Source organism: Leisingera aquaemixtae (genome assembly GCF_006740765.1).
Taxonomy (GTDB): Bacteria; Pseudomonadota; Alphaproteobacteria; order Rhodobacterales; family Rhodobacteraceae; genus Leisingera; species Leisingera aquaemixtae.
The window spans coordinates 3,251,537-3,272,274 of the sequence record NZ_CP041159.1; the positions used below are offsets into that span (position 1 = coordinate 3,251,537).

A 20,738-nucleotide genomic window follows, 5' to 3' on the forward strand; every position below is an offset into this window, starting at 1 on the left:
ATGTTAAGGCCGATCCGTCAAAAAGGTTGCACGCCGGACAGAACGCCGGTGCGACGGAGGTTAATGTGCAGCAGATCAAGAATGTCTGGGCAGAAATGGACATGCGGAAGCGTCTGATTGCCGTGGGCGCCACGGTAATTATGATTCTCAGCGTGATCGCGATGTCCCATGTGGCAAGCAAGCCATCAATGACACTGCTTTATGCCGGGCTGGAAAGCGGCTCGGCCGGAGATGTGGTGCGGGCGCTGGAACAGCGCGGCACCCAATTTGAAGTGCGTGGCGGCTCGATCTACGTGCCGTCCACGCAGCGTGACGAACTTCGTATGACATTGGCCAGCGAAGGCCTGCCGGCCAATGGCGGCAAAGGGTATGAGCTGCTCGATTCGCTCAGCGGCTTCGGAACCACCTCGCAGATGTTCGATGCCGCCTACTGGCGCGCCAAGGAAGGCGAATTGGCCCGCACCATTGTCGCCAGCCCGCATGTGACCCAGGCCCGGGTGCATATCGCCAACACCGGATTGAACCCCTTCCAGCGCACGGTGGAGCCTACCGCATCGGTTTCCGTCGTACCGATGGGGTCGCCGATCACACCTGCGCAGGCCAACGCTATCCGTTTCCTGGTGTCCTCCGCTGTCACCGGCCTTGCGGTGGAAAACGTTGCTGTGATCGACGCCAATGGCGCTTTGATCGGCTCGTCGGATGCCACTGCTGCAGCCGGCGCCGGCACGGATGACCGTTCGCAGACGATTCGCGAGCGGGTCATGCGCCTTGTCGAGGCCCGCGTCGGCCAGGGCAATGCCGTGGTCGAGGTCAGTGTTGAAACCGTGACCGACACCGAATCTATCCGCGAAAAGCTCGTTGATCCCAAAAGCCGTGTCGCCGTCAGCACAGATGTCGAGGAACGCGCCGATTCTTCCACCAACCAGGCGGGCGAAGTTACCGTTGCCTCAAACATTCCCGATGGCGATGCCGCCTCCGGCCAGGGGTCCAAGGCCAACACCAGCGCTACCCGCGAGCGGATCAATTATGAAATCTCCGAAACCGAAAAAGAAATCCTCCGCGGTCCTGGGGCCATCAAGCGCCTGACCGTCGCGGTGCTGATCAATGGCACAGCCGTCACCAACGACGCCGGCGAAACCGTTTTCCAGCCCCGGCCGGAAGACGAGCTGGCCGCCATGCGGGAACTGATTTCCGCGGCGGTCGGCTTTGACGCGGAGCGTGGCGACGTGATCACCCTCAAGTCTATGGAGCTGCCCGCCGTGGAACCCCAGGGCACGGTCGCGACCGCCTCTTTCTTCGATAACCTATACTTTGACGCCATGTCTCTGGTCCAGATCGGCGCACTGGCCCTCGTCAGCCTGATCCTGGGCCTTTTCGTTGTCCGCCCGATTCTCTCGAACCAAGCCACGCCGGTAGCTGCGCTGCCAGGCCCTGACGGCGGCGGCCTGCCTGCGTTGCCCGGTGTCGGCGGCGACGGCTTCATGACTGCACCGGACATGGGTGCAGGCCTCGCGCTTGATGGTGAGATTGAGAACAACGAAACCGGCCAATTCGAACCGATGGGCGGCCTGCCGACGATGGGCACTGGCGACATGATGGGCGCAATCGGCCTGCCGTCAATGGGCGGCGGCATGGATGATCCCGTCGACCGCCTGCGCAACATGATCGGCGAACGGCAGGAGGAAACCGTCCAGATCCTGCGCGGCTGGCTGGAAGAGAATAAGGAGCAAGCTTGATGACGATTGCGCATTTGCTTGAGGACTTCGGATTTGAAACGCCCGCTGAACCGGTGGTGCCGGCGGTCTCTGAGGAAGTCATAGAAGAACAGCGGCTGGCTTCCTTCGAGAAAGGCTACAGCGCCGGCTGGGATGACGCTGTAACGGCCAAGGATCAGGAAACCACCCGGATCTCGGCCGAATTGGCCAACTCGCTGGAGGACCTGAGCTTCACCTATCACGAAGCGCAAAGCCAGCTGCTCGATTCGCTGGATCCGATGTTCAAGGTGCTGACCAGTGCAATTCTGCCGGATGCGATGGCGGCCTCCTTCGGGCACCACATCGTCGATCAGCTAGCAGGAATGGCAAAAGGGCAGACCGATCAGCCGATGCAAATTGTGGTATCGCCGGGCGAAGGCGCACCCGTGCGCAACCTGCTGCCGCAGAACTTTTCTGTCCCGGTCACCGTGCGGGAAGACAGCACGCTGTCCTCCGGCCAGGCCTACCTGAGCGTCGGCAGCACCGAATGCGAAATCAACTGCGATGCCCTTCTCGAATCGATCCAGGATTCGATCGAAGCCTTCACCTATCACGCGAAAGAGGACAGCCAATATGGATGACGCCGCCGATCTGAACAAGAAAGCCGCTGATGCCAAAAACCCCTTTGTTTCGGTTCCCGTCGAAGTGGTTGTTTCGGTGGGCAAGGCCCGGCCGCTGATCCGCGATCTGGTCAGCCTGGGTGAAAACGCGATCCTGACGCTCGACAAGCGGGTTGAAGATCCGGTCGATCTCTATGTCGGGGACCGGCTGGTCGCCCGGGGCCAGCTGGAAGAGCTGGAAGGCGAGCAGGCCGGACAGCTGGCCGTGCGCCTGACGGAAATTGCCGATCTGCAAAGCGGTTTGGGATGACACACAAGACCCTTGTGCGGGCGGCCCTGGTTTCAGCTTTATTGCTGGCCATGCCGCAGACCGCCCTGGCTCAAGAACTGAGCCTTTCGCTGGCAGACGGTGAGTCGATTTCGGCCCGCTCGATCCAGCTGATTCTGCTGATTACAGTGCTCAGCCTGGCCCCCGGCCTGCTGATCATGATCACCTGCTTTCCGTTTCTGGTGACGGTCCTGTCGATCCTGCGCCAGGGCATCGGTCTGCAGCAGGCGCCGCCAAACATGCTGATGATCAGCCTGGCGCTGTTCCTGACCTACTTCGTGATGGAGCCGGTTTTTACCGAAGCCTGGAGCAGCGGTATCAGCCCGCTGCTGGAGGAACAGCTTGAACCGGGCGAGGCCATCTCACGCAGTCTGGAACCGTTCCGGGCATTCATGGCCAACCGTCTGGATCCGGACACGTTTTATGCCATTGCCGACCTCAGGCCGGAAACCCAAGGCATGGATCCGGTGCCGCAAGCGCCGCTGTCCGCGCTGGTCCCGAGCTTCTTGCTGTCCGAAATTGCACGCGCCTTTCAAATCGGCTTTCTGGTCTTTCTGCCGTTCCTGGTGATCGACCTTGTGGTGGCAGCGGTCCTGATGTCGATGGGGATGATGATGGTGCCGCCGGCCATTGTGTCCCTGCCCTTCAAACTGGCGTTCTTTGTTGTTGCAGACGGCTGGAGCCTGATCGCCACGGCGCTCGTGCGCAGCTACTATCCCTAATCCTCAAAACCGTAAAAAACGAACAGCCCGGGCCGTGTGATCTGCCCGGGCTTTTTCTGTGCGAGCGCTCCTGCCCCGCCCCCTTCTTGAGCATTCTGATACCCGCAGCAGATGGTGTGACGTGCATGGATCTCAGCGTAGAGCAGGCTGGGTTCAGAGATTTCTGGCACCCATTATAAACCCGGGACAGAGCCAGTTCTGGCTCCCAGCCGCACACTTGCCTTGGTGCAGCCGGAAATGAGAACGCTCCCCGTTTGACCAAACCACAGCTCTCTACCCTTTCGACCCATTGATGCGGCTTGCCCGGCTCGGCTGCACTCTGAGTGCGGGGTCCGGCGCACGGCCGGGCATGCAAGCGCGGCGCGGGGAGAACCACAGAAGGGTGGCCTGCCCCCTGACAGAAAACGCCCCGGCTTCAGCAGGTGAAGCCGGGGCGTTTTCTGTCAGGGTTGCGGTGCCCGTCAGCGGACGACGAATTCCGCGTGCAAGGCACCCGCGGCCTTGAGGCTTTTCAGAATGTCGATCATATCCCGCGGCGACACCCCCAGAGCGTTCAAGCCTGACACGACCTCCGAAAGCGAGGTTGTCTCCGGCACTTCTGCCAGCTGGATCCCCTCTTCTTCCTCGATCGCAGCACCCGTGCGCGGCACAACAACGGTTTCCCCATCCGCAAAGGGGTTGGGCTGAACCACCAGCGGCGTCTCTTCAATGCGGAGCGTAAGATTGCCTTGGGCCACGGCCACGCGGGAAATCCGCACGTCGCTTCCCATCACAATGGTGCCGGAGCGCTGGTCGACAACCACCCGGGCTTTGCGCTGCGGCTCAACCAGAATGTTCTCAATCCGGCCCACCGCATGCGCCGTCGAGCGGGTGTTGGTGCGGCCGATGTCGACTTCGACAGTCCCGGAATCCCGCATCAGGGCAACGTTGCGGCCGAATTCGTTGTTGATCGCCCGTTCGATCCGCCCGGCCGTGGTGAAATCCGGCTCGCGCAGCGCCAGCCGCATGGAGCTGAGCGAGGCCAGATCGAAATCAATCTCCCGCTCAACACGGGCACCCGACGGAATCACGCCCGCCGTCGGGACCCCCTGCGTCACTGTCGCAGCCTCGCCTTCGGCCACTGCACCGCCAGCCAGGATTGTGCCTTGGGCGACAGCATAGATCTGACCATCGGCGGCGTTCAGCGGCGTCATGATCAGAGTACCGCCAAGCAGGCTTTTGGAGTCGCCAATGGCTGAGACCGTCACGTCGATGGTACTGCCGACACGGGCAAAGGGCGGCAAGGTGGCTGTCACAAAAACGGCCGCCACATTCTTCGGCCGGAACTGCTCACCGGTCACGTTGACGCCAAGCCGCTCCAGGATGTTGGTCATGATTTCTTCGGTGAACGGCGAATTGCGCAACCCGTCACCGGTTCCATCCAAGCCGACGACCAGGCCGTAGCCGACCAGGTCATTGCCGCGGACCCCGTCGAATTCCACCAGGTCCTTAAGCCGGATAGTGTTTGCCTGCGCCGCCACCGGCAGCAGAAACAGGCAAGCAAGGAAGAGACGCAGAAAAGCCATCATGAGATATACTTCAACAAGGACAGCTGCGAGCTGCGGGCGGTGATTGTATAAAGGCCCTCAAGCTGCGTCTGCGCCTCCTGAAGCCGGGTGTAGGTTTCATACGGATCGGCCGAGACCAGGTTGTTCTTGACGATGCTCAGGCTGGTTTTCGACGCCTCGTTACGGGTATTGACCGCCTCGAGCTGGCCCTCGATGAAACCAACGTCAGCCTGCAGATCAATCAGCCTGTCCGCACTTTCAGTCAGCTCGCTGCTGGCCTTGATAACCAGATCGATCTGCACGTCTTCGGTCAGGCCGAGGCTGGGCTCATCCGCGAGAGCAGTGATTACATAACTCTGCAGAGCATGCTTGAGGTTTTCATCATCGGCGCGGATCCCCAGGGTCACCTGTTCTCCCTCGCCGACGGTAACCGGCTGCAGCGAAGTAGTGGAACCGCGGTACATGACGGCATCAAATCCGGCCGGATCGTCGAACCAGTCCTTAACTTCCTGAATGATGTCATTGCTGGTTGTCAGCCCCGAGACTTCCGTAAGGATGGCCGTCATCAGCGTACTGGTGTCATTCAGCGGTTTGGTGTCCGTTGCAGTGCCCGCAAAGATCGTCCGCCCCCCGACAGCGGTGTTCATCAGATTTATGGCGCTGGACAGCCTCTGCTTGGCCTGGCTGCCGAATTGCTGTGCATTTTCCGTGTCAAGCGCGGGCGACAGTCTCAGGATGTCGTTGCGCATCGCCTCCACTTGGCTGTGCACCTTATCAAGGCTGCCTTGCGTGGCGGTCGCAAACAACCGCACTTCGCTATTGGCAACCATATAGCTGCCGATCCGGTTCAGCGAGCTCTCCAGATCTGCAAGATAGGTGAAATCGCCGCCCAGCCGTTCGCTCAGGTTCGCCGATTTTCCAGTGGCAAACTCTTCGGACAGAGTGGTGACGTTTTCCTTCAGCTCCGTATTGCGGCTGCGGAGAAAGAGGTGCTGCGCCATATCGCCATAAGAATTCAAAATCATGGGTCAGATCCTCAAAAGTGTTTCCATAAGTTCGTCGACAACGCTGAGCACACGGGCGTTGGCGGCGTAATATTTCTCAACCAGCATCAGGTTCTGCAGCTCGGCGTCGGTGTCGACGCCGAGCGCCAGTTCCGCCTGGCTCAGCTCATTGAAACTGGTAGCGGCAAAAGTCGAAGCGCGCGCAGCGGTTTCATTGTCCTGGGCAAACCTGGACAACAGGTTCGCACTCAGCGTCGCAGCTGACATGTTTGCGGTGCCAAGACCGACTGAGGACACCGTGCGGGTGGTGTTCAAAGCGTCCGAATAGGCCTGCAGCAGGCTGGAGTTGCCTGGATCCCCGGGGGCCGCGGCGTGAATGCCATCGCGAAACCGCCAGGTCTCACCGGTGCCATCCAAAGCCACCAGATCATTCAGCTCGATCCGGTTGGAGAGTCCAACGATGTTCGACGGATCGTAGAAGGCGCCACCGTCGGTGAATATACCTGCATCCGTGGCCCCGATGGTGGCATCCAGCGCCGGGTCCTGGAACCGCTCGATAAGATCGGCGGCCATCGCGTCCAGATCCTCTTGGGCCTCAACCGCGGTCACATCACGGATTTCAAACTGCGCGGTCAGGGTGCCGCCGCGCAGCGGGCCGTCAGGGCTGGTGTCGATTGCTCTGCCGTTCACCTGGAGACCGGAGATCATGCCGTTGCCCAGAGTCATGTGCGGCATGATATCCCGCGACGGCGTAAAGCTCAGCTCAGACGCCTTGTGGTCCAGCAGCATCACCCCGCCGGTGGAATAAAGCGTGACCTGGCCGTTGTCGCGGCGGACAACATTAACCGGAATGATCCCGTTCACCTGGTCGATCAGCTGGTCGCGCTGATCCTGCATTGACACGGCGTCCATGCCGCCGACCTCAACAACCATGATCCGGGCGTTGAGCTTTTCAATCTCCTTCAAGGCCTGATTCACGGTGTCGACCTGGCTGCCGATCGCGCTGTCCGCATTGACCCGCAAGCCGCGCAACCCTTCGGCCGTGCGTGAGATGGAGTCTGCCAAGGCATTCGCCTTTACAGACAGATCATTCAGCCGGGGCTGAGAATCCGGGCGCGAGACCGCTTCGATCAGCGACGACTCGAAATCCGAAAGCTGGGAGGCAAGCGACATCTCATCATCGACGGTGCCCACCAGATCGGACATCCGGCTGAAGAAATCGGCCTCCGCCTTGGCGGCGCCGTATTCTGCTTCGGCAACCCGGCGGTTGGAGATCAGCACAGGATCATTCAAGCGCTGGACGTTTCCGATCCGAACGCCGGGGACGCCGGCCCCGGGGCTGTTCAGATCCTGAACCCGGCGTGTGTAGCCGGGGGTCAGCGCATTGGCCAGATTCTCGGCGACCACTTGCGAGGACCGGCCGGCCGCGCTCAGCCCGCTCATGGCGCTGTTAAGGGCGGAATTAATAGACATGTTCAGCCTGCTTTCGTGGAGCCAATGTCAGGGAGCATCAAGCGCGTTAGCGCTTGATGTTGGTGGTTTCCTGCAGCATCTCGTCAACGGTCTGGATGACCTTGGCGTTGGACGAATAGGCCCGCTGGGTCTTGATCATGTCGGTCAATTCGGTTGCCACGTCGACAGCCGATTCCTCCTGCGCGTAGCCCAGGATTTCACCGGTCGGCCCCTCACCGGCATCCCACAGGTAGAACGCCCCGGAATCGTCAGTCGGCTTGTAAGTCTGGCTGTCCAGCGCCTGCATGCCGTTGATGTTGGAGACATCCACCAGCGGAACCTTGTAGATGACCTTGGTGTCGCCTGAATCATAGGAGGCAATCACTTCACCGGACGCGTTGACCTCCACCGAAACGAAGGAACCAACTGCCGTCCCGTCCTTTTCCGTCGTGCCGGGCACGAACTCGTCACCCAGCTGGCTCATCCCGTTCTGTTCGCCAATCACACCGATATTGATCTCGACAGGCCCGCCCGCAACGTTGATGGTCACCGAACCGGCGGTTGCATCATAGGCACCACCAGTCACGGTTGCCACGCTTTGAAGCGTGCCTGCAGACGCCGCGCTGTCATCGAATGTCAGAGTGTACTCGCCGATGACCGTTGCACCGGTTGCGGAGTCCACGATTTGCATCGTCCATTCGTTAGTGCCGCTGGTCGCCGGCGGCGTGGCAACACTTGGCGAATAGGTAATAGTCAGCTCTTCGGAGCGGCCCATGTTGTCGAAATACTGAACCACTTGCTCGACCGGGTCGCCAGAGGCACCGGGATCGGTTTCGGCTGCCGGCAGGTTCGCCGTCAGGCTGATTTCGGTTGTCGGCTCCGCCGACAGGCGGTTCAGGTCGATGCGGACCGGCTCCAGGGCATCGGCGGTATCCCTTGCCACATCCGGGACTGTGCCATCAGCCTGCGCGGGCCAGCCCATCAGGACCAGACCGGACTCGGTCGACAGGTACCCGCTGGAATCGGTCCGGAAGGATCCGGTGCTGGTCAGCATCATGGACGGGCTGCCACCCGCCTCGACCTCTGTGATCGTGGCAACGGGCAGCATGCCGCGGCCGCGCACCGCCAGGTCGGTGGCGTTATTGGTCGAAACCAGCGGGCCGCGCTCGTCGATCAGCCGGACGTTGGTCGTGCGCACGCCGCCGGCCGAATAAGTGCCGCCGGAGCCGGACAAGACCATGGAATGGAAATCGGTCTGCACCCGCTTGTAGCCGCGGGTCGAGGAGTTGGCGATGTTATCGGAAATGGAAGCCAACCGGCTGGCGTTGGCGCTCAATCCTGAAACGCCCGCGTTCAGCGACGAAGAAATGGTCATAGCACGCCTTTCTGCTGCATCTAATCATTCTGGATGCAACAGCTAGCGCAGGAGCGATTAACGGGCGGCTAACAGATAAAATATGACTCATCTGCCAGCCGCCAGCCTCAATGTTTACAGAGGCTTATTCGCGCAAAAAGATGATTTCGATCCGGTCGTTGCGGGCAGCCATCGGATTCCCGACCGCCAGCTTCCGGTCAGCATGGCCGGTGACCCGGTGAACCCGCCCCGCATCCAGCCCGCCCGATTCGAGCAGCGTGCGGGTTATGTCTGCTCGTGCATGGGAGAGCTCCCACACCGGATTCTTCGCCAGAACAACCGGGTGCGAGCGGATATGGCCGCCAATCGCGACGTTGCTGGTCACGCTGTCGGAGACCCGTGCAATCATCCTGACCAGATCCCGGAACAACGGCTTCGGCTCCGCCTGGTCTTGTTCGAACAACGGCATGTCTTCAGTCGCGAACAGCTCTATGATCAGTCCTTCATCGGTGACGCGGGTGACAATATGGCGGGCCATTGCAACCGACACCATGCTCTCACCGCCGCGCCCGGACAGCTGTTCCTCGATAGCGCGGAACTTGGAATCATCTTCCTCGCGCTTTTCGGTCGACTCGACACCCGTGTCGCCCTGCGCCTTCTGGGCATCCATCGGATTGATATCCGTGGCCCCGGTCCCGGATTGCGGCTGAATATCCTCGGTGAACATACTGTCACCCTGGAAAGCGCCATTGCCGCCACCGGACACCCGGCTTAGCGGGATTGATGGCGAGAAGTAATCCGCCAGACCTTTGCGTTGTTTTTCCGTCGTCGCGTTAAGCAGCCACATCAGCATAAAGAAGGCCATCATCGCGGTCACGAAGTCGGCATAAGCCACCTTCCATGCGCCGCCGTGATGACCATCGCCACCACTGACTTTTTTCCTCTTGATGATAATGGGCGCCACATTGCTCTGTGCGCTCATATCCACCACCACTATTTTCACCCATCCCCGGCATAGCAGGCGGCGCGTTAAACGGGCCTTAACAATTAAATTTGCCGGCAGTTAAACCCCATGCGCCTGGCCCTCAACCGTGCAGCCGGCAACGCTTTTCCAGCGGCAAATGCTGCATCTTAAAAACCTCTTATCTTGACATCGAATAATCTTATCAAACGTTGATCGGGGACAAACAGCTGCCAAGGCCCCGGGGCTAGTGTCCCCTCAACACGGCACATGGGACACTGAAAGGAGATCATCATGCTGACCCGCAGAGCCGCACTGATGGGGGCAGCCGGCGCAGCAGCGCTGCCTGTACTGGCCAAAGCCGCCAAGGCTGACAGCACCACTGTTCACGAGGCCGCCGCGCCGGTTGACCTCACCAGCCTCAAGCGCATCAAGCGCGAGCTGGTGGCACCGCCCTTCGTGCATGAACACGAGCAGATTGCGCCGGGCGGACCGCGCATCGTCGAATTCGAGATGAAGATCATCGAGAAGGAAATCGAAGTCGACCGGGGTGCCTATTTGCAGGGCATGACCTTCGACGGTTCTATTCCAGGCCCGATGATGGTGGTGCATGAGGGCGACTATGTCGAACTCACCCTGATCAACCCGCCGGAAAACATGCTGCAGCACAATATCGACTTCCACGCTGCAACCGGTGCTTTGGGCGGCGGCGCTCTGACCCTGGTGAACCCGGGCGAAAAGACCGTTCTGCGCTTCAAGGCGACACGCCCGGGCACCTTCGTCTATCACTGCGCCCCGGGCGGCCCGATGATCCCCTGGCACGTCGCCTCGGGCATGGCCGGCACCATCATGGTTCTGCCGCGTGAAGGCCTGTCGGACCACAACGGCGATCCGGTGAAATACGACCGCGTCTACTACATCGGCGAAAACGAATTCTACATTCCGAAGGACGAAAACGGCGACTACATCCGTTACGAGGATGTCGGTGAAAGCTATCCTGACACGCTGGAAGTCATGAACGGGCTGATCCCCAGCCATGTGGTGTTCAACGGCAAGGTCGGTGCTCTGACCGGCGAAAACGCTATGAAGGCGAAACAGGGCGAAAAAGTGCTGTTTGTGCACAGCCAGGCCAACCGCGACACCCGCCCGCACCTTATCGGCGGCCATGGCGACCTGGTCTGGGAAGCCGGCAAGTTCAACAACGTGCCGGACCGCGATCTGGAAACATGGTTCATTCGCGGCGGTTCTGCCGGGGCAGCGCTCTATGAGTTCCTGCAGCCAGGTGTCTACGCCTATGTGAACCACAACCTGATCGAGGCGGTGAACCTCGGCGCAACGGCCCACGTGGTGGTCGAAGGCGAGTGGAACAACGACCTGATGGAACAGGTGGTCGCCCCGACCGAATACTCCGGCGCCTGACCTTCTGCCGGGCGTGACACAGGAAAGGGCGGCTGCATCACGCGGCCGCCCGTTTTGCCTTGAGGGGATGCTGACATGAAAACTGAGCTGATTGCCGCCGGGCTTGCCGCGGCCATTGGACTTCCTGGCCTTTGGTTTTCCAAGGCCGCGGATCCGGAACCGCTGGCAGAGACCGTTTTCATAAAGGCGGACACTATTGCCTACCGCCCCATCGGAAACTTTCACCGCAATGGCAAAAGCGTGGTGCCCCCGGAACAGCAGCGCCATGTGGGTGCCTTTGAGATCATGAAGCATCAGGTCTCTGGCGCAGAATACGCAGCCTGTGTGGCGGCGGGCGCCTGCAAGGAAGCAGACAGCGCCCCGGCAGAGGCCAGTCTGCCGCAGACTCATGTCAGCTGGCATGACGCTGCCGCATATGCCGAGTGGTATTCCAAGGAAACCGGCCACAGCTGGCGGCTGCCCGACGAAGCCGAGTGGCAGCTGGCCGCAGCGGAAATCTTTGGCGACGAGGCGGTCGAAACCGACGGCGGCGATCCGGCCCAGCGCTGGCTGCGCCAATACGCCCGCGGCGTAACCCTGCGCGGGCTGCCAGGACCGGCACAGGACCCGAAAAGCGAGCTGGGCACAAACAGCAACGGTCTGACCGGATTAGGCGGCAATATTTGGGAATGGACCGGCGGCTGCATGCAGAACGGCGAGGTGCGCAAGGACGGCAGCCTGGAGCTGGGCGATCCTTATTGCAGCGCCCGCATTACCGGCGGCCGCCACCGGGCGGTTGTAATCGATTTCATCCGCGACGCCAGCGTCGGCGGCTGCGCGGTCGGGCTGCCGCCGGATTATCTGGGATTCCGGCTGGTGAAAGACGGCTGACAGCGGCGCAGCCGAAGCCCTCCCGCGCCCGCAGGTGCCCCGGCTGCGCCGGAACCCCTTGGCGGCCTTGGGCCCGGCAGCTGCGCTGCGCCTTCTTTCGGAAAGCTATTACGCGCCTGGCTTGAACCACTCTTGCCCCGCCAATTTGCCGCCTGCGCCTCAAGCGCAAATCGGGTGCGTGATGAGCCGCCCCCGATTCTGTTAACCCGGCGCAAAAAGTCCGGTGCGAGTTAAAAGCCGCCGCGCTGTGCGCCAGCACAGCGCCACGCCCAACTGTTAAGGACCTCCGGCACGAGGCCCTGGAACAGGCTGGAGCGCCCCGCTCCGGGATCAGGACGCCCGGCTGTACCGCACGCCTTCGGGAACATGCGTGTCAAAGCTGCTGGCGATGATGCGGGTCAGCGGACGGCCCTCGGGCACAATCTCCAGCGCGCCGTCATCCAACTGCACCAGATCGCCAAAGCGGGCCGCGACCTGCACCAGATCTGCATCCAGGCTTGCCGCCAGATCGCCGAAACGCTGCCGCAGCTCTTCCCGGTCCAGCCTGAAATCGCACATCAGCATCTCGATGGCGCGGCCCCGCAGCAGATCCTCCTGGCTCATCACATGGCCGCGCGCGCCGGTCAGCTGGCCCGCCTCAACCCGCTGCACATAGGCAGGCGTGGCCGCCGCGTTCTGGATATAGCCGCCAGCAAAGCGGGAGATCGACGAGGCACCGAACCCGATCAGCGTCGGGCAGGTGTCATCGGTGTAGCCCTGGAAGTTCCGGCGCAGGTGGCCTGTGCGGGCGGCCATCTCCAACCCGTCACCGGGCTTGGCGAAATGATCGATGCCGATTGCAGCAAAGCCCGCCGCGCCGAATGTCTCCGCCGCCAGCCCGGCCAGATGGTAGCGGGCCAGATCGTCCGGCAGCGCCTCTTCCTTGATCAGCTTCTGCCGTTTGGCCACCCATGGCACATGCGCGTAGCCGAACAACGCCAGCCGGTCGGGATCCAGGCTCAGCACCTTCTCCACCGTGTCCGCCATCCGCGCCTGCGTCTGATGCGGCAGGCCGTAGACCAGATCGGCATTCAGCGAGTTGATCCCCGCCGCGCGCAGATCCTCCACGCAGGCCTTGGTCACCTCAAACGGCTGCGCCCGGCCGATCGCCTGCTGCACCAAGGGATCGAAGTCTTGAATACCGATGCTGGCCCGGTTCATGCCTTCCTCTGCCAGCGCCGCGATCTTGTCCCGGTCCACCATGGTCGGGTCGATCTCCACCGAGAACTCCCAGTCCTCAGTCTGCGGGAACACCGCCTTCACCGCCCGTGCCAGCCGGTGGATCAGGTGCGGCGGCAGAATAGTCGGAGTTCCCCCGCCCCAATGCATCCGCCCCATCCGCAGGCCTTTGGGCAAAAGCGGCGCCACCAGGTGCAGCTCCTGCTCCAGCGTGCCGATGTAGCTTTCCACCGGGCTCAGCGTCTGGGTGCCTTGGGTCCGGCAAGCGCAGAACCAGCACAGCCGTTCGCAAAACGGGATATGCAGGTAAATGGACACCGGCACATCCGGATCCAGCGCCTGCAGTTCGCGGGCCTGCTCCGCAGCACCAACGGCTGCTGTGAACACCGGCGCGGTCGGATAGGAGGTGTAGCGGGGCACCCGGCTGTCGAACAGCCCTAGGGCTTGGAGGCGGTCAATCTGTTTCATGAGTTTCCTATGCCCCTTTTACGACTCCCCCACTTTGCGCAGGATCAAACCGGCACTCGGAATTCCGAACCGGCGGCAAGCCAACCTTCACGATCAACGCACTGGATTCACTTGAGAAAACGATCAGCGGGTAAATTTTCCCGAAATTCGGCAAAGAGGCACATTTTCCGTTTGACGCCCCTTGCGACTCCGCTTATACGCCGGTTCCACGACACCTGCCCAGGTGGCGGAATTGGTAGACGCGCTAGCTTCAGGTGCTAGTGTCCGTATGGACGTGGAGGTTCGAGTCCTCTCCTGGGCACCATCCCCCTGCACATATTGAATCATCACCGCGCCCGGCTGACCGGAGGCACCGCATGTGTGCCCCGCGTAAACCAGCGTGGCCCCGCGCAGTTGAGTTTGAAGGCCAAAGCGCCTATCTCCTCTCCAGCCCCTGCCGGCGCGATGATCATCAAAAGGGAATTCCAGTGGCCAACCACCTGTACAGAAACGACCTGCCCGACGGGCTGGACCTCGGCCCCGTTGTCGCCATCGACTGCGAGACCATGGGCCTGAACCCGCACCGCGACCGGCTTTGCGTGATTCAGATGTCCGGCGGTGACGGCAACGCGCATATCGTGCAGGTGGAAAAGGGCCAGACCGCAGCGCCCAACCTGTGCCGTATGCTGGAAGACCCCAATGTGCTGAAGCTGTTCCATTTCGGCCGGTTCGACATCGCCGCCATGTATCATGCCTTCGGCGCCCTGGCCGCGCCGGTCTATTGCACCAAGATCGCCAGCCGCCTGGTGCGCACCTACACCGACCGGCACGGGCTGAAGAACCTGACCCAGGAACTTTTGGGCATCGACATCTCCAAGCAGCAGCAGATGAGCGACTGGGGCGCGGAGGAGCTGACCGAGGCGCAGCTTGACTACGCGGCCTCCGACGTGCTGCACCTGCACAAGCTGCGCGACGCGCTGGACAAGCGGCTGGCCCGCGAGGGCCGCACAGAGATGGCCCAGGCCTGCTTCGATTTCCTTCCCATGCGCGCCAAGCTGGACCTGGCCGGCTGGCCCGAAATTGACATCTTTGCCCACTCATGACCGATACAGAAAAATTCCTAGTGACCGCGCGGCAGGTGATCACCGATGAGGCGCAGGCGCTGAATGCCCTGGCCGAAAGCCTGGACGAGCGCTTTGCCGAAGCGGTGCAGCTGATCTTGCAAGCCAAGGGCCGCATCATCGTCAGCGGCATCGGCAAATCCGGCCATATCGGCCACAAGATTGCCGCGACACTGGCGTCCACCGGGACCCCCGCCTATTTCGTGCATCCGGCCGAGGCCAGCCATGGCGATCTGGGCATGCTGTCCGAAGGCGATGTGGTGCTGGCGATCTCCAACTCCGGCGAGGCGCCGGAGCTGGCCAACCTGCTGGCCTTCACCCGCCGCTTTTCGATCCCGCTGATCGGGCTGTCCAGCAAGATGGACAGCACCCTGATGAAACAGGCCGACGTGCATCTGCAGATCCCCTCGCTGGGCGAGGCCTGCGGGTTCGGGATGGTGCCCTCGATCTCCACCACGCTGACGCTGGCGATGGGTGATGCGCTGGCGATCGCGCTGATGAAGCACCGCGATTTCCGCCCCGAGAACTTCCGCGACTTCCATCCGGGCGGCAAGCTGGGCGCGCAGCTGAGCAAGGTGCGCGACCTTATGCACGCGGGCGACGCCCTGCCGCTGGTCAGCGGGGACACCCCGATGGCCGATGCGCTGATCGAAATCAGCCAGAAGGGCTTTGGCGTCGCGGGCGTTGCCGCCGCCGACGGCTCGCTGGCCGGCATCATCACCGACGGCGACCTGCGCCGCCACATGGACGGGCTGCTGAACAAGACCGCGGCGGAAGTGATGACCGCAAGCCCCGCCACCATCGCCCCCGGCGCCATGGCGCAGGAGGCCGTCGCGGTGATGAACCAGCGCAAGATCACCTGCCTGTTTGTGGTCGACCCGGACAACGGGCAGAAGGCTGAGGGTTTGCTGCACATCCATGACTGCCTGCGCGCAGGCCTGGGCTGACCGGGCGCCGGGGGGAGCTGACGATGGACAGTCATTCCAGAGCCGTTGCCTATCTCAAGGTGCTGCTGCCGCTGGCGGCCCTGGTTCTGATGTCGACCCTGTTCCTGATCTCGCGGGGCGTGAACACCGATGCGGTGATCCCCTTTGCGCAGAAAGAGATCGAGGACCGGATGAAAGGACAGCAGGTGACCGCCCCGTTCTTTTCCGGCACCACTGCGGGCGGGGATGAGATCATGGTCACCGCCTCGCTGGCGCGTCCCGGCCGCGACGGCGCACCGGCGGTTGCCAGCGATCTGTCCGCCGACATCCAGCTTGCCCAGGGCGGCCGGATCACGCTGGCCTCCGAAACCGGCGCCATTCACCCGGACCAGGACATGGCACGGTTTGCCGGCAATGTGACAATCACCACTGCCGACGGGCTTGTGGTCGAAACCGAAGAGTTGAACACCGCGCTCAGCGGGCTGGAGGCCGACAGCCCCGGACCGGTCCGCGCCACCGGCGCCATCGGCGAGCTGACTGCGGGAAATATGCACATTGGCGTTAAAACCGAAGGCGGCCCGGTCCATATGCTGTTCAAAAACGGCGTGAAGCTGCTATATGACCCCCAGCAACCGGAAAGATAACCTGTGTCCTATTTGCGCACCCTGATCTTCTGCCTGCCGCTGGCGGTATTTCCCGGCCTCGCGGCAGCGCAAACGGCTTCCGTCGCCTTTGGCGCCGTCAAGGCCGACCCCAGCCAGCCCGTCGAAGTCACCGCCGACAATCTGGCGGTTAACCAGGCTGACGGATCCGCCGAATTCACCGGCAATGTTCTGATTGTGCAGGGCATCATGCGGCTGTCCGCGGACACCGTCCTGGTGATCTACAAAACCGCGGACGACAGCGGCGCCAAGGCAGGTATCGAACGGCTGGAGGCGGCCGGCAACGTGGTGCTGGTCAGCGGCCCTGACGCCGCCGAGGCGGAGCGCGCAGAATACACCATCGACAATGGCACCATCGTGATGACCGGCAATGTGCTGCTCAATCAGGAAGGCGGCACCCTGGCGTCGAACCGGCTGGAGGTGAACCTGACCTCGGGCACCGCCAAGATGGCCGGCCGGGTGAAGACCATCCTGAACCCCAACGGCGGCAGCAACTGATGGCGAAACCCGACCTGACCGTGACCGAAGGCTCCTCCGGGCTGCGCATCGAGCGGCTGCGCAAATCCTACCGCAAGCGGGTGGTGATCCGGGATGTCTCGATGTCGCTGAACCGCGGCGAGGTGGTGGCGCTGCTGGGGCCCAACGGCTCCGGCAAGACCACCAGCTTTTACGCCATCGCAGGCCTGGTGTTTCCCGAAGCGGGCACCGTCAGCATCGACGGCCAGAACGTGACCGGCCTGCCGATGTACCGCCGCGCGCGCCTGGGCATCGGCTATCTGCCGCAGGAAATGTCGATCTTCCGCGGCCTGTCGGTGGAGGACAACATCTCCGCCGTGCTGGATATTTCGCAAAAGCATGAGCACAAGCGCCGCGAGCGGCTGGAAGAGCTGCTGTCGGACTTCTCGATCGAGCATCTGCGCCGCGCGCCCGCGCTGGCGCTGTCCGGCGGTGAGCGCCGCCGCGTCGAAATCGCCCGCTGCCTGGCCGCCGATCCCAAGTATCTGCTGCTTGATGAGCCCTTTGCCGGCGTGGACCCGATCTCGGTCGGCGACATCCGCCATCTGGTGGGCGACCTTAAAAAGCGCGGCATCGGCGTGCTGATCACCGACCACAACGTGCGCGAAACGCTGGAGATCGTCGACCGCGCCTATATCCTGCATGACGGGCAGGTGCTGATGTCCGGAAGCCCCGAGGAAGTGGTCGAAAATGAGAACGTCCGCAGGGTCTATCTGGGCGACAATTTCCGCATTTCCTGAGCCGCTGCGCCGGCGGCGGGCACCCCGGAAATATGCCTGAAAGGCAGGCTTCATTTTTCGGGAATATCCATTGACTCTCCCGCTGTCTTGCCGTCGAATTGACCCATGGCATACGCGCAGTCCGATGCAATCCGCTCCTCAGCCTTGGCGACAAGGACCGGATGGATGCACCCGGACGGCTGGCCTGCCCCCCGGTTCCGGACCTGATGTGACAGCGCCAAGGATTGCCTTGGCGGCGGGCCCGGCCGCAATAATTTGTGAAGGAGATCACATGCGTTACAAAATCAGCGGTAAACAGATCGACATCGGTGAAGCTCTGCAGACCCATGTGCAGAACGAACTGGGGTCGGCCGTTCAGAAATATGCCGAACGCCCGACCGACGCGGCTGTGGTCTTTTCCCGTTCGGCGCATGAGTATGTGTGTGAAGCCACCGTCCATCTGTCGACCGGATTGAGCGCCCAGGCCAAGGCGCATGCAACGGAGATCTATGCCGCCTTCGAGGCCTGCTGCGAAAAGATGGAAAAACAGCTGCGCCGCTACAAGCGCCGCCTGAAGGACCATCACAAGGACCGCAGCGAGCCGGTTGAACATTTGGGCGCCAACTCGTATATCCTCGCGGCTGAGGAAGCGGATTCCGAACCGGACACGCTGCAGCCCATCATCGTCGCCGAAATGGAAACCCGCATTCCGTCTCTGTCGGTCGGGGAAGCGGTGATGCAGATGGAGCTGGCAGGCGCCCCGGTTCTGGTCTTCCGCAACGAAGGCAAGGACGGATTGAATGTGGTCTACCGCCGCGAAGACGGCAATATCGGCTGGATTGATCCGTAAACACATCTAAGGCATCGGCGCCCCGCCGGGGGCGCCGGAACGGAGCAGACATATGCAGATTTCCAGCATCCTCAAGCCAGAGGCCGTCCGGGTAATCGGAGCGGCCTCGAGCAAGAAGCGGTTGTTCCAGGAAGTCGCAGATATTGCTCAGACAGCCTATGGGCTGGACGCCCAGCCCACGGTCGAGGCCTTGCTGGACCGCGAGAGCCTCGGCCCCACCGGTGTCGGCCATGGCGTCGCCCTGCCGCACGCCCGGCTGGGCAGCATCAGCGAGGTCTGCGGCGTCTTTTTGATCCTTGAGAAACCGCTGGATTTCGGCGCCGTCGACCGTCAGCCGGTGGACATCGCCTTTGCCCTGTTTGCGCCGGAAGACGCAGGCGTCGAGCACCTGAAGGCCCTGGCGCTGGTGTCGCGCACCCTGCGCGAGCAAAGCTTCTGCACCAAGCTGCGCGCCAACCACGACCCGGCCACGCTGTACACCATCCTGACCGAGGACCAGTCCGTCCAGGCCGCCTGATCCCGGCGCGGCGCGTGTTGCGTCCGGTCAGCCGGCTGACCAGAAGGCCAGCGGGAAGTTGCCGCCCCGCCGCCGCAGTCTCCGGCCAAGGCAGTTTAAGCCGCGTAAGCGCTCCCGCCCGTCATCGGCCGCCGTCCGGCGGCGCTCTTCCCGTTGGGCCGGGCATGGGCCACGGCCTGCGGCCCCGCCCCATGCGGCAGCATCCCTTAGCCCGGCTTGAGTGTCACCGCACAGACCTGCGCCAAGCGCCGCGCCGAACTGTGTGCGGCGCCGGGCCCAAGGCCGCCAAGGGTATTTGGCGCAGCCAATATCCTGCGGGCGCGGGAGCGCCCCGCCTGCCTCCAGCCGTCCGGGTCAGTCTGCGCGCCAGGGGCCGAAACCGAACGCCAGATAATCGCGCTGGTAGACAGACGCGATCAGCGCTTCCAGACCGGCGTCGTAAATCTCATCCAGCGCAAATGGCTGCTCCGGCAGCGCGGCCGGAACCGGCCCGGGCTCCATCCGCCCCAGTTTCCGCGCCAAGGCCGGCAAGTCGTCTGCCATCTCCGTTTCGCGGATCAGCAGATCCGGCACCCCGGCGCCGGCGAACCCCTCCAGCGCCTGGCTCTGACTGGCCCATTCCGCGTCCAGCCGGACCGAGGTCTGGCCCGCCAGGCTGGCCCGCACGAACTCCAGGAACGTGGCGAACGCCTCCCGGTGCTGCGCCCGGGTGTACCCCTCGCCCGGCCCCGCCTCCGGCACCGCCAGCCCGAACTGCCGCCGCAGCGTGTTGCGGATTTGCCGGTAACTGCCCTCGCCCGCGTTCAGGATCCGGCGGCAGAACACTGCATGGGCCCGCGCCGCCGGATGCCGCAGCACGGTAAAGCTGCGAAAGCCCTTGTTGCCGCGCTTCCACTGGCGCAACTGCTTCTGGTTCAGACCCCGGATCAGCCCGTGCGGCGCGACCCGGTCCAGATCCGCCATCCACTGCTCCACCTCCGCCTCCGGCCCGCCCTTGAGCGGCAGATACAGGAGCGGCGTCGCCGCACCCGCCACATAGCCCGGCACTGCCGGGCCGCGGCGCGGCTCGAAGTTCGGGGTGCGGGTCAGGTTGAACCTGTCCAGGCCGGCCAAGGCCGCCTGCATCTCCTCGGGATTGGCCACTTTGTCCAGCACCGGCGCCGGGTTCTGCCGCTTGAGGCTCTCGTCCAGCGCCTCCAGCTGTTGCGGAACCCCCAGCCAGCGGGCCAGCCCGTTCATCACCACGACGCTTTGCAAGTCCTCGTAAGCCACATAAAACGCGGTCTGGCCCAGCGCCTGCAGCCGGTTCAGCAGCGTCACCTGAAAGGCCTGCAGCGTTTCGGCATGGGCGGCAAACTCCGCCGCATCGAACTGTGCCTTGGCCTCCTTGCGGCGCTTTACATTGGTCAGCTTCCATTGCCCGGTCTCCTGGGCGATCTTCCAGGACACGTAGCTGTCCAGCGGATTGCGCGTCAGCACGATCTTGGCGCAGCGCGGATCCTCCAGCATCTGATCCAGCACCCGCGGATCATGGTCGTGGAAGTAGCGGAACCCGCCCAGCACCCCCGGCTGCGCCCTGATCTCCTGGATCAGCCGCGCCGGATCGGCCTCGCGCAGGCTCTGGGTCACACCCAGGATATCCGCGGAATCGGGATAGCCGATGAAATGCGGATTGAACGCCTCGCCATGGCAGGCGAGCCCGTCAAAGGCATTCAGATTGGTTTCCAGAAAATTGGACCCGGTCCGCATTTCGGCAAAGACAACGAAGTAATCAAAAGCGGGTTCAGACAT

At 62.6% G+C, this 20,738-nt stretch carries 20 protein-coding genes and 1 tRNA gene; 14 read left to right on the forward strand and 7 right to left on the reverse strand.

The genetic code is table 11. From position 1 onward, the window contains the following. The first annotated feature begins 65 nt into the window (after positions 1–65). Genes fliF through fliP form a run of 4 tightly spaced genes read left to right on the forward strand, consistent with a single transcriptional unit; the run spans position 66 to position 3,364 of the window. Positions 66–1,736, forward strand: coding sequence for a flagellar basal-body MS-ring/collar protein FliF (gene fliF / locus R2C4_RS17650; protein ID WP_141891609.1), 1,671 nt, complete (start codon positions 66–68; stop codon positions 1,734–1,736). Next, positions 1,736–2,335: a FliH/SctL family protein gene (locus R2C4_RS17655; RefSeq protein ID WP_058287476.1), complete on the forward strand. Its 600-nt coding sequence runs from the start codon at positions 1,736–1,738 to the stop codon at positions 2,333–2,335. The genes fliF and R2C4_RS17655 overlap by 1 nt, the downstream gene beginning before the upstream one ends. After that, positions 2,328–2,624 carry a FliM/FliN family flagellar motor switch protein gene (locus tag R2C4_RS17660; protein WP_058287475.1) on the forward strand — a complete coding sequence of 99 codons (297 nt, stop codon included), beginning with the start codon at positions 2,328–2,330 and terminating at the stop codon, positions 2,622–2,624. Before R2C4_RS17655 ends, R2C4_RS17660 begins: the two co-directional genes overlap by 8 nt. Further along, positions 2,621–3,364: a flagellar type III secretion system pore protein FliP gene (gene fliP / locus R2C4_RS17665; RefSeq protein WP_141891610.1), complete on the forward strand. Its 744-nt coding sequence runs from the start codon at positions 2,621–2,623 to the stop codon at positions 3,362–3,364. Before R2C4_RS17660 ends, fliP begins: the two co-directional genes overlap by 4 nt. 461 nt (positions 3,365–3,825) lie before the next feature. Here fliP and R2C4_RS17670 read toward each other — a convergent pair whose 3' ends face one another. The 5 genes from R2C4_RS17670 to R2C4_RS17690 form a co-directional block, all read right to left on the reverse strand. Further along, positions 3,826–4,932 carry a flagellar basal body P-ring protein FlgI gene (locus R2C4_RS17670; protein WP_058287473.1) on the reverse strand — a complete coding sequence of 369 codons (1,107 nt, stop codon included), beginning with the start codon at positions 4,930–4,932 and terminating at the stop codon, positions 3,826–3,828. Continuing rightward, positions 4,929–5,936 carry a flagellin gene (locus R2C4_RS17675; protein ID WP_058287472.1) on the reverse strand — a complete coding sequence of 336 codons (1,008 nt, stop codon included), beginning with the start codon at positions 5,934–5,936 and terminating at the stop codon, positions 4,929–4,931. The genes R2C4_RS17670 and R2C4_RS17675 overlap by 4 nt, the downstream gene beginning before the upstream one ends. A 3-nt stretch (positions 5,937–5,939) precedes the next feature. Then, positions 5,940–7,388, reverse strand: a complete 1,449-nt coding sequence (gene flgK, locus R2C4_RS17680; RefSeq protein ID WP_141891611.1) for a flagellar hook-associated protein FlgK — start codon at positions 7,386–7,388, stop codon at positions 5,940–5,942. A 46-nt stretch (positions 7,389–7,434) separates the two neighbouring features. Continuing rightward, positions 7,435–8,742: a flagellar hook protein FlgE gene (locus R2C4_RS17685; RefSeq protein WP_141891612.1), complete on the reverse strand. Its 1,308-nt coding sequence runs from the start codon at positions 8,740–8,742 to the stop codon at positions 7,435–7,437. A gap of 124 nt (positions 8,743–8,866) precedes the next feature. Continuing rightward, complete coding sequence (locus R2C4_RS17690) at positions 8,867–9,703, reverse strand: flagellar motor protein MotB (RefSeq protein ID WP_141891613.1); 837 nt, start codon at positions 9,701–9,703, stop codon at positions 8,867–8,869. A gap of 273 nt (positions 9,704–9,976) precedes the next feature. Between R2C4_RS17690 and nirK the strand changes: the two genes are divergently transcribed. Both nirK and R2C4_RS17700 read left to right on the forward strand, forming a co-directional pair. Then, positions 9,977–11,101 carry a copper-containing nitrite reductase gene (gene nirK, locus R2C4_RS17695; RefSeq protein ID WP_141891614.1) on the forward strand — a complete coding sequence of 375 codons (1,125 nt, stop codon included), beginning with the start codon at positions 9,977–9,979 and terminating at the stop codon, positions 11,099–11,101. Positions 11,102–11,176: 75 nt separating this feature from the next. Further along, the gene (locus R2C4_RS17700) at positions 11,177–11,971 is read left to right on the forward strand and encodes a formylglycine-generating enzyme family protein (protein ID WP_141891615.1); all 795 of its coding nucleotides are present in this window, start codon (positions 11,177–11,179) and stop codon (positions 11,969–11,971) included. 330 nt (positions 11,972–12,301) lie between these two features. On the opposite strand, the gene hemN is transcribed toward R2C4_RS17700, so the two are convergent. Then, the gene (gene hemN / locus R2C4_RS17705) at positions 12,302–13,657 is read right to left on the reverse strand and encodes an oxygen-independent coproporphyrinogen III oxidase (protein WP_141891616.1); all 1,356 of its coding nucleotides are present in this window, start codon (positions 13,655–13,657) and stop codon (positions 12,302–12,304) included. 217 nt (positions 13,658–13,874) lie between these two features. Here hemN and R2C4_RS17710 point away from each other — a divergent pair. From R2C4_RS17710 to R2C4_RS17745, 8 genes are all read left to right on the forward strand, one after another. Continuing rightward, positions 13,875–13,961: transfer RNA gene (locus R2C4_RS17710), tRNA-Leu, on the forward strand. 163 nt (positions 13,962–14,124) lie between these two features. Continuing rightward, complete coding sequence (locus R2C4_RS17715) at positions 14,125–14,739, forward strand: ribonuclease D (RefSeq protein WP_141891617.1); 615 nt, start codon at positions 14,125–14,127, stop codon at positions 14,737–14,739. Continuing rightward, on the forward strand, positions 14,736–15,704 hold the full coding sequence (locus R2C4_RS17720; RefSeq protein ID WP_058287301.1) for a KpsF/GutQ family sugar-phosphate isomerase: 969 nt from the start codon (positions 14,736–14,738) through the stop codon (positions 15,702–15,704). Before R2C4_RS17715 ends, R2C4_RS17720 begins: the two co-directional genes overlap by 4 nt. A 23-nt stretch (positions 15,705–15,727) precedes the next feature. Beyond that, positions 15,728–16,327: an LPS export ABC transporter periplasmic protein LptC gene (lptC, locus tag R2C4_RS17725; RefSeq protein ID WP_058287302.1), complete on the forward strand. Its 600-nt coding sequence runs from the start codon at positions 15,728–15,730 to the stop codon at positions 16,325–16,327. A gap of 3 nt (positions 16,328–16,330) precedes the next feature. Then, positions 16,331–16,843 carry an LptA/OstA family protein gene (locus tag R2C4_RS17730; protein WP_058287303.1) on the forward strand — a complete coding sequence of 171 codons (513 nt, stop codon included), beginning with the start codon at positions 16,331–16,333 and terminating at the stop codon, positions 16,841–16,843. Next, positions 16,843–17,601, forward strand: a complete 759-nt coding sequence (lptB, locus tag R2C4_RS17735; RefSeq protein WP_058287304.1) for an LPS export ABC transporter ATP-binding protein — start codon at positions 16,843–16,845, stop codon at positions 17,599–17,601. Before R2C4_RS17730 ends, lptB begins: the two co-directional genes overlap by 1 nt. 271 nt (positions 17,602–17,872) lie before the next feature. Continuing rightward, positions 17,873–18,430 carry a ribosome hibernation-promoting factor, HPF/YfiA family gene (hpf, locus tag R2C4_RS17740; RefSeq protein ID WP_058287305.1) on the forward strand — a complete coding sequence of 186 codons (558 nt, stop codon included), beginning with the start codon at positions 17,873–17,875 and terminating at the stop codon, positions 18,428–18,430. Between the two features lie 52 nt (positions 18,431–18,482). Then, positions 18,483–18,947, forward strand: a complete 465-nt coding sequence (locus tag R2C4_RS17745) for a PTS sugar transporter subunit IIA (protein WP_058287306.1) — start codon at positions 18,483–18,485, stop codon at positions 18,945–18,947. A gap of 354 nt (positions 18,948–19,301) precedes the next feature. Here R2C4_RS17745 and R2C4_RS17750 read toward each other — a convergent pair whose 3' ends face one another. Next, on the reverse strand, positions 19,302–20,738 hold the full coding sequence (locus R2C4_RS17750) for a nodulation protein NodH (RefSeq protein ID WP_141891618.1): 1,437 nt from the start codon (positions 20,736–20,738) through the stop codon (positions 19,302–19,304).

Bases quoted from the DNA above. Each gene is read 5' to 3' on its own strand.
- R2C4_RS17655 (WP_058287476.1), top strand. From the start codon at position 1,736: ATGACGATTGCGCATTTGCTTGAGGACTTCGGATTTGAAACGCCCGCT.
- R2C4_RS17660 (WP_058287475.1), top strand. From the start codon at position 2,328: ATGGATGACGCCGCCGATCTGAACAAGAAAGCCGCTGATGCCAAAAAC.
- fliP (WP_141891610.1), top strand. From the start codon at position 2,621: ATGACACACAAGACCCTTGTGCGGGCGGCCCTGGTTTCAGCTTTATTG.
- R2C4_RS17670 (WP_058287473.1), bottom strand. From the start codon at position 4,932: ATGATGGCTTTTCTGCGTCTCTTCCTTGCTTGCCTGTTTCTGCTGCCG.
- R2C4_RS17675 (WP_058287472.1), bottom strand. From the start codon at position 5,936: ATGATTTTGAATTCTTATGGCGATATGGCGCAGCACCTCTTTCTCCGC.
- flgK (WP_141891611.1), bottom strand. From the start codon at position 7,388: ATGTCTATTAATTCCGCCCTTAACAGCGCCATGAGCGGGCTGAGCGCG.
- R2C4_RS17685 (WP_141891612.1), bottom strand. From the start codon at position 8,742: ATGACCATTTCTTCGTCGCTGAACGCGGGCGTTTCAGGATTGAGCGCC.
- R2C4_RS17690 (WP_141891613.1), bottom strand. From the start codon at position 9,703: ATGAGCGCACAGAGCAATGTGGCGCCCATTATCATCAAGAGGAAAAAA.
- nirK (WP_141891614.1), top strand. From the start codon at position 9,977: ATGCTGACCCGCAGAGCCGCACTGATGGGGGCAGCCGGCGCAGCAGCG.
- R2C4_RS17700 (WP_141891615.1), top strand. From the start codon at position 11,177: ATGAAAACTGAGCTGATTGCCGCCGGGCTTGCCGCGGCCATTGGACTT.
- hemN (WP_141891616.1), bottom strand. From the start codon at position 13,657: ATGAAACAGATTGACCGCCTCCAAGCCCTAGGGCTGTTCGACAGCCGG.
- R2C4_RS17720 (WP_058287301.1), top strand. From the start codon at position 14,736: ATGACCGATACAGAAAAATTCCTAGTGACCGCGCGGCAGGTGATCACC.
- lptC (WP_058287302.1), top strand. From the start codon at position 15,728: ATGGACAGTCATTCCAGAGCCGTTGCCTATCTCAAGGTGCTGCTGCCG.
- lptB (WP_058287304.1), top strand. From the start codon at position 16,843: ATGGCGAAACCCGACCTGACCGTGACCGAAGGCTCCTCCGGGCTGCGC.
- hpf (WP_058287305.1), top strand. From the start codon at position 17,873: ATGCGTTACAAAATCAGCGGTAAACAGATCGACATCGGTGAAGCTCTG.
- R2C4_RS17745 (WP_058287306.1), top strand. From the start codon at position 18,483: ATGCAGATTTCCAGCATCCTCAAGCCAGAGGCCGTCCGGGTAATCGGA.
- R2C4_RS17750 (WP_141891618.1), bottom strand. From the start codon at position 20,738: ATGTCTGAACCCGCTTTTGATTACTTCGTTGTCTTTGCCGAAATGCGG.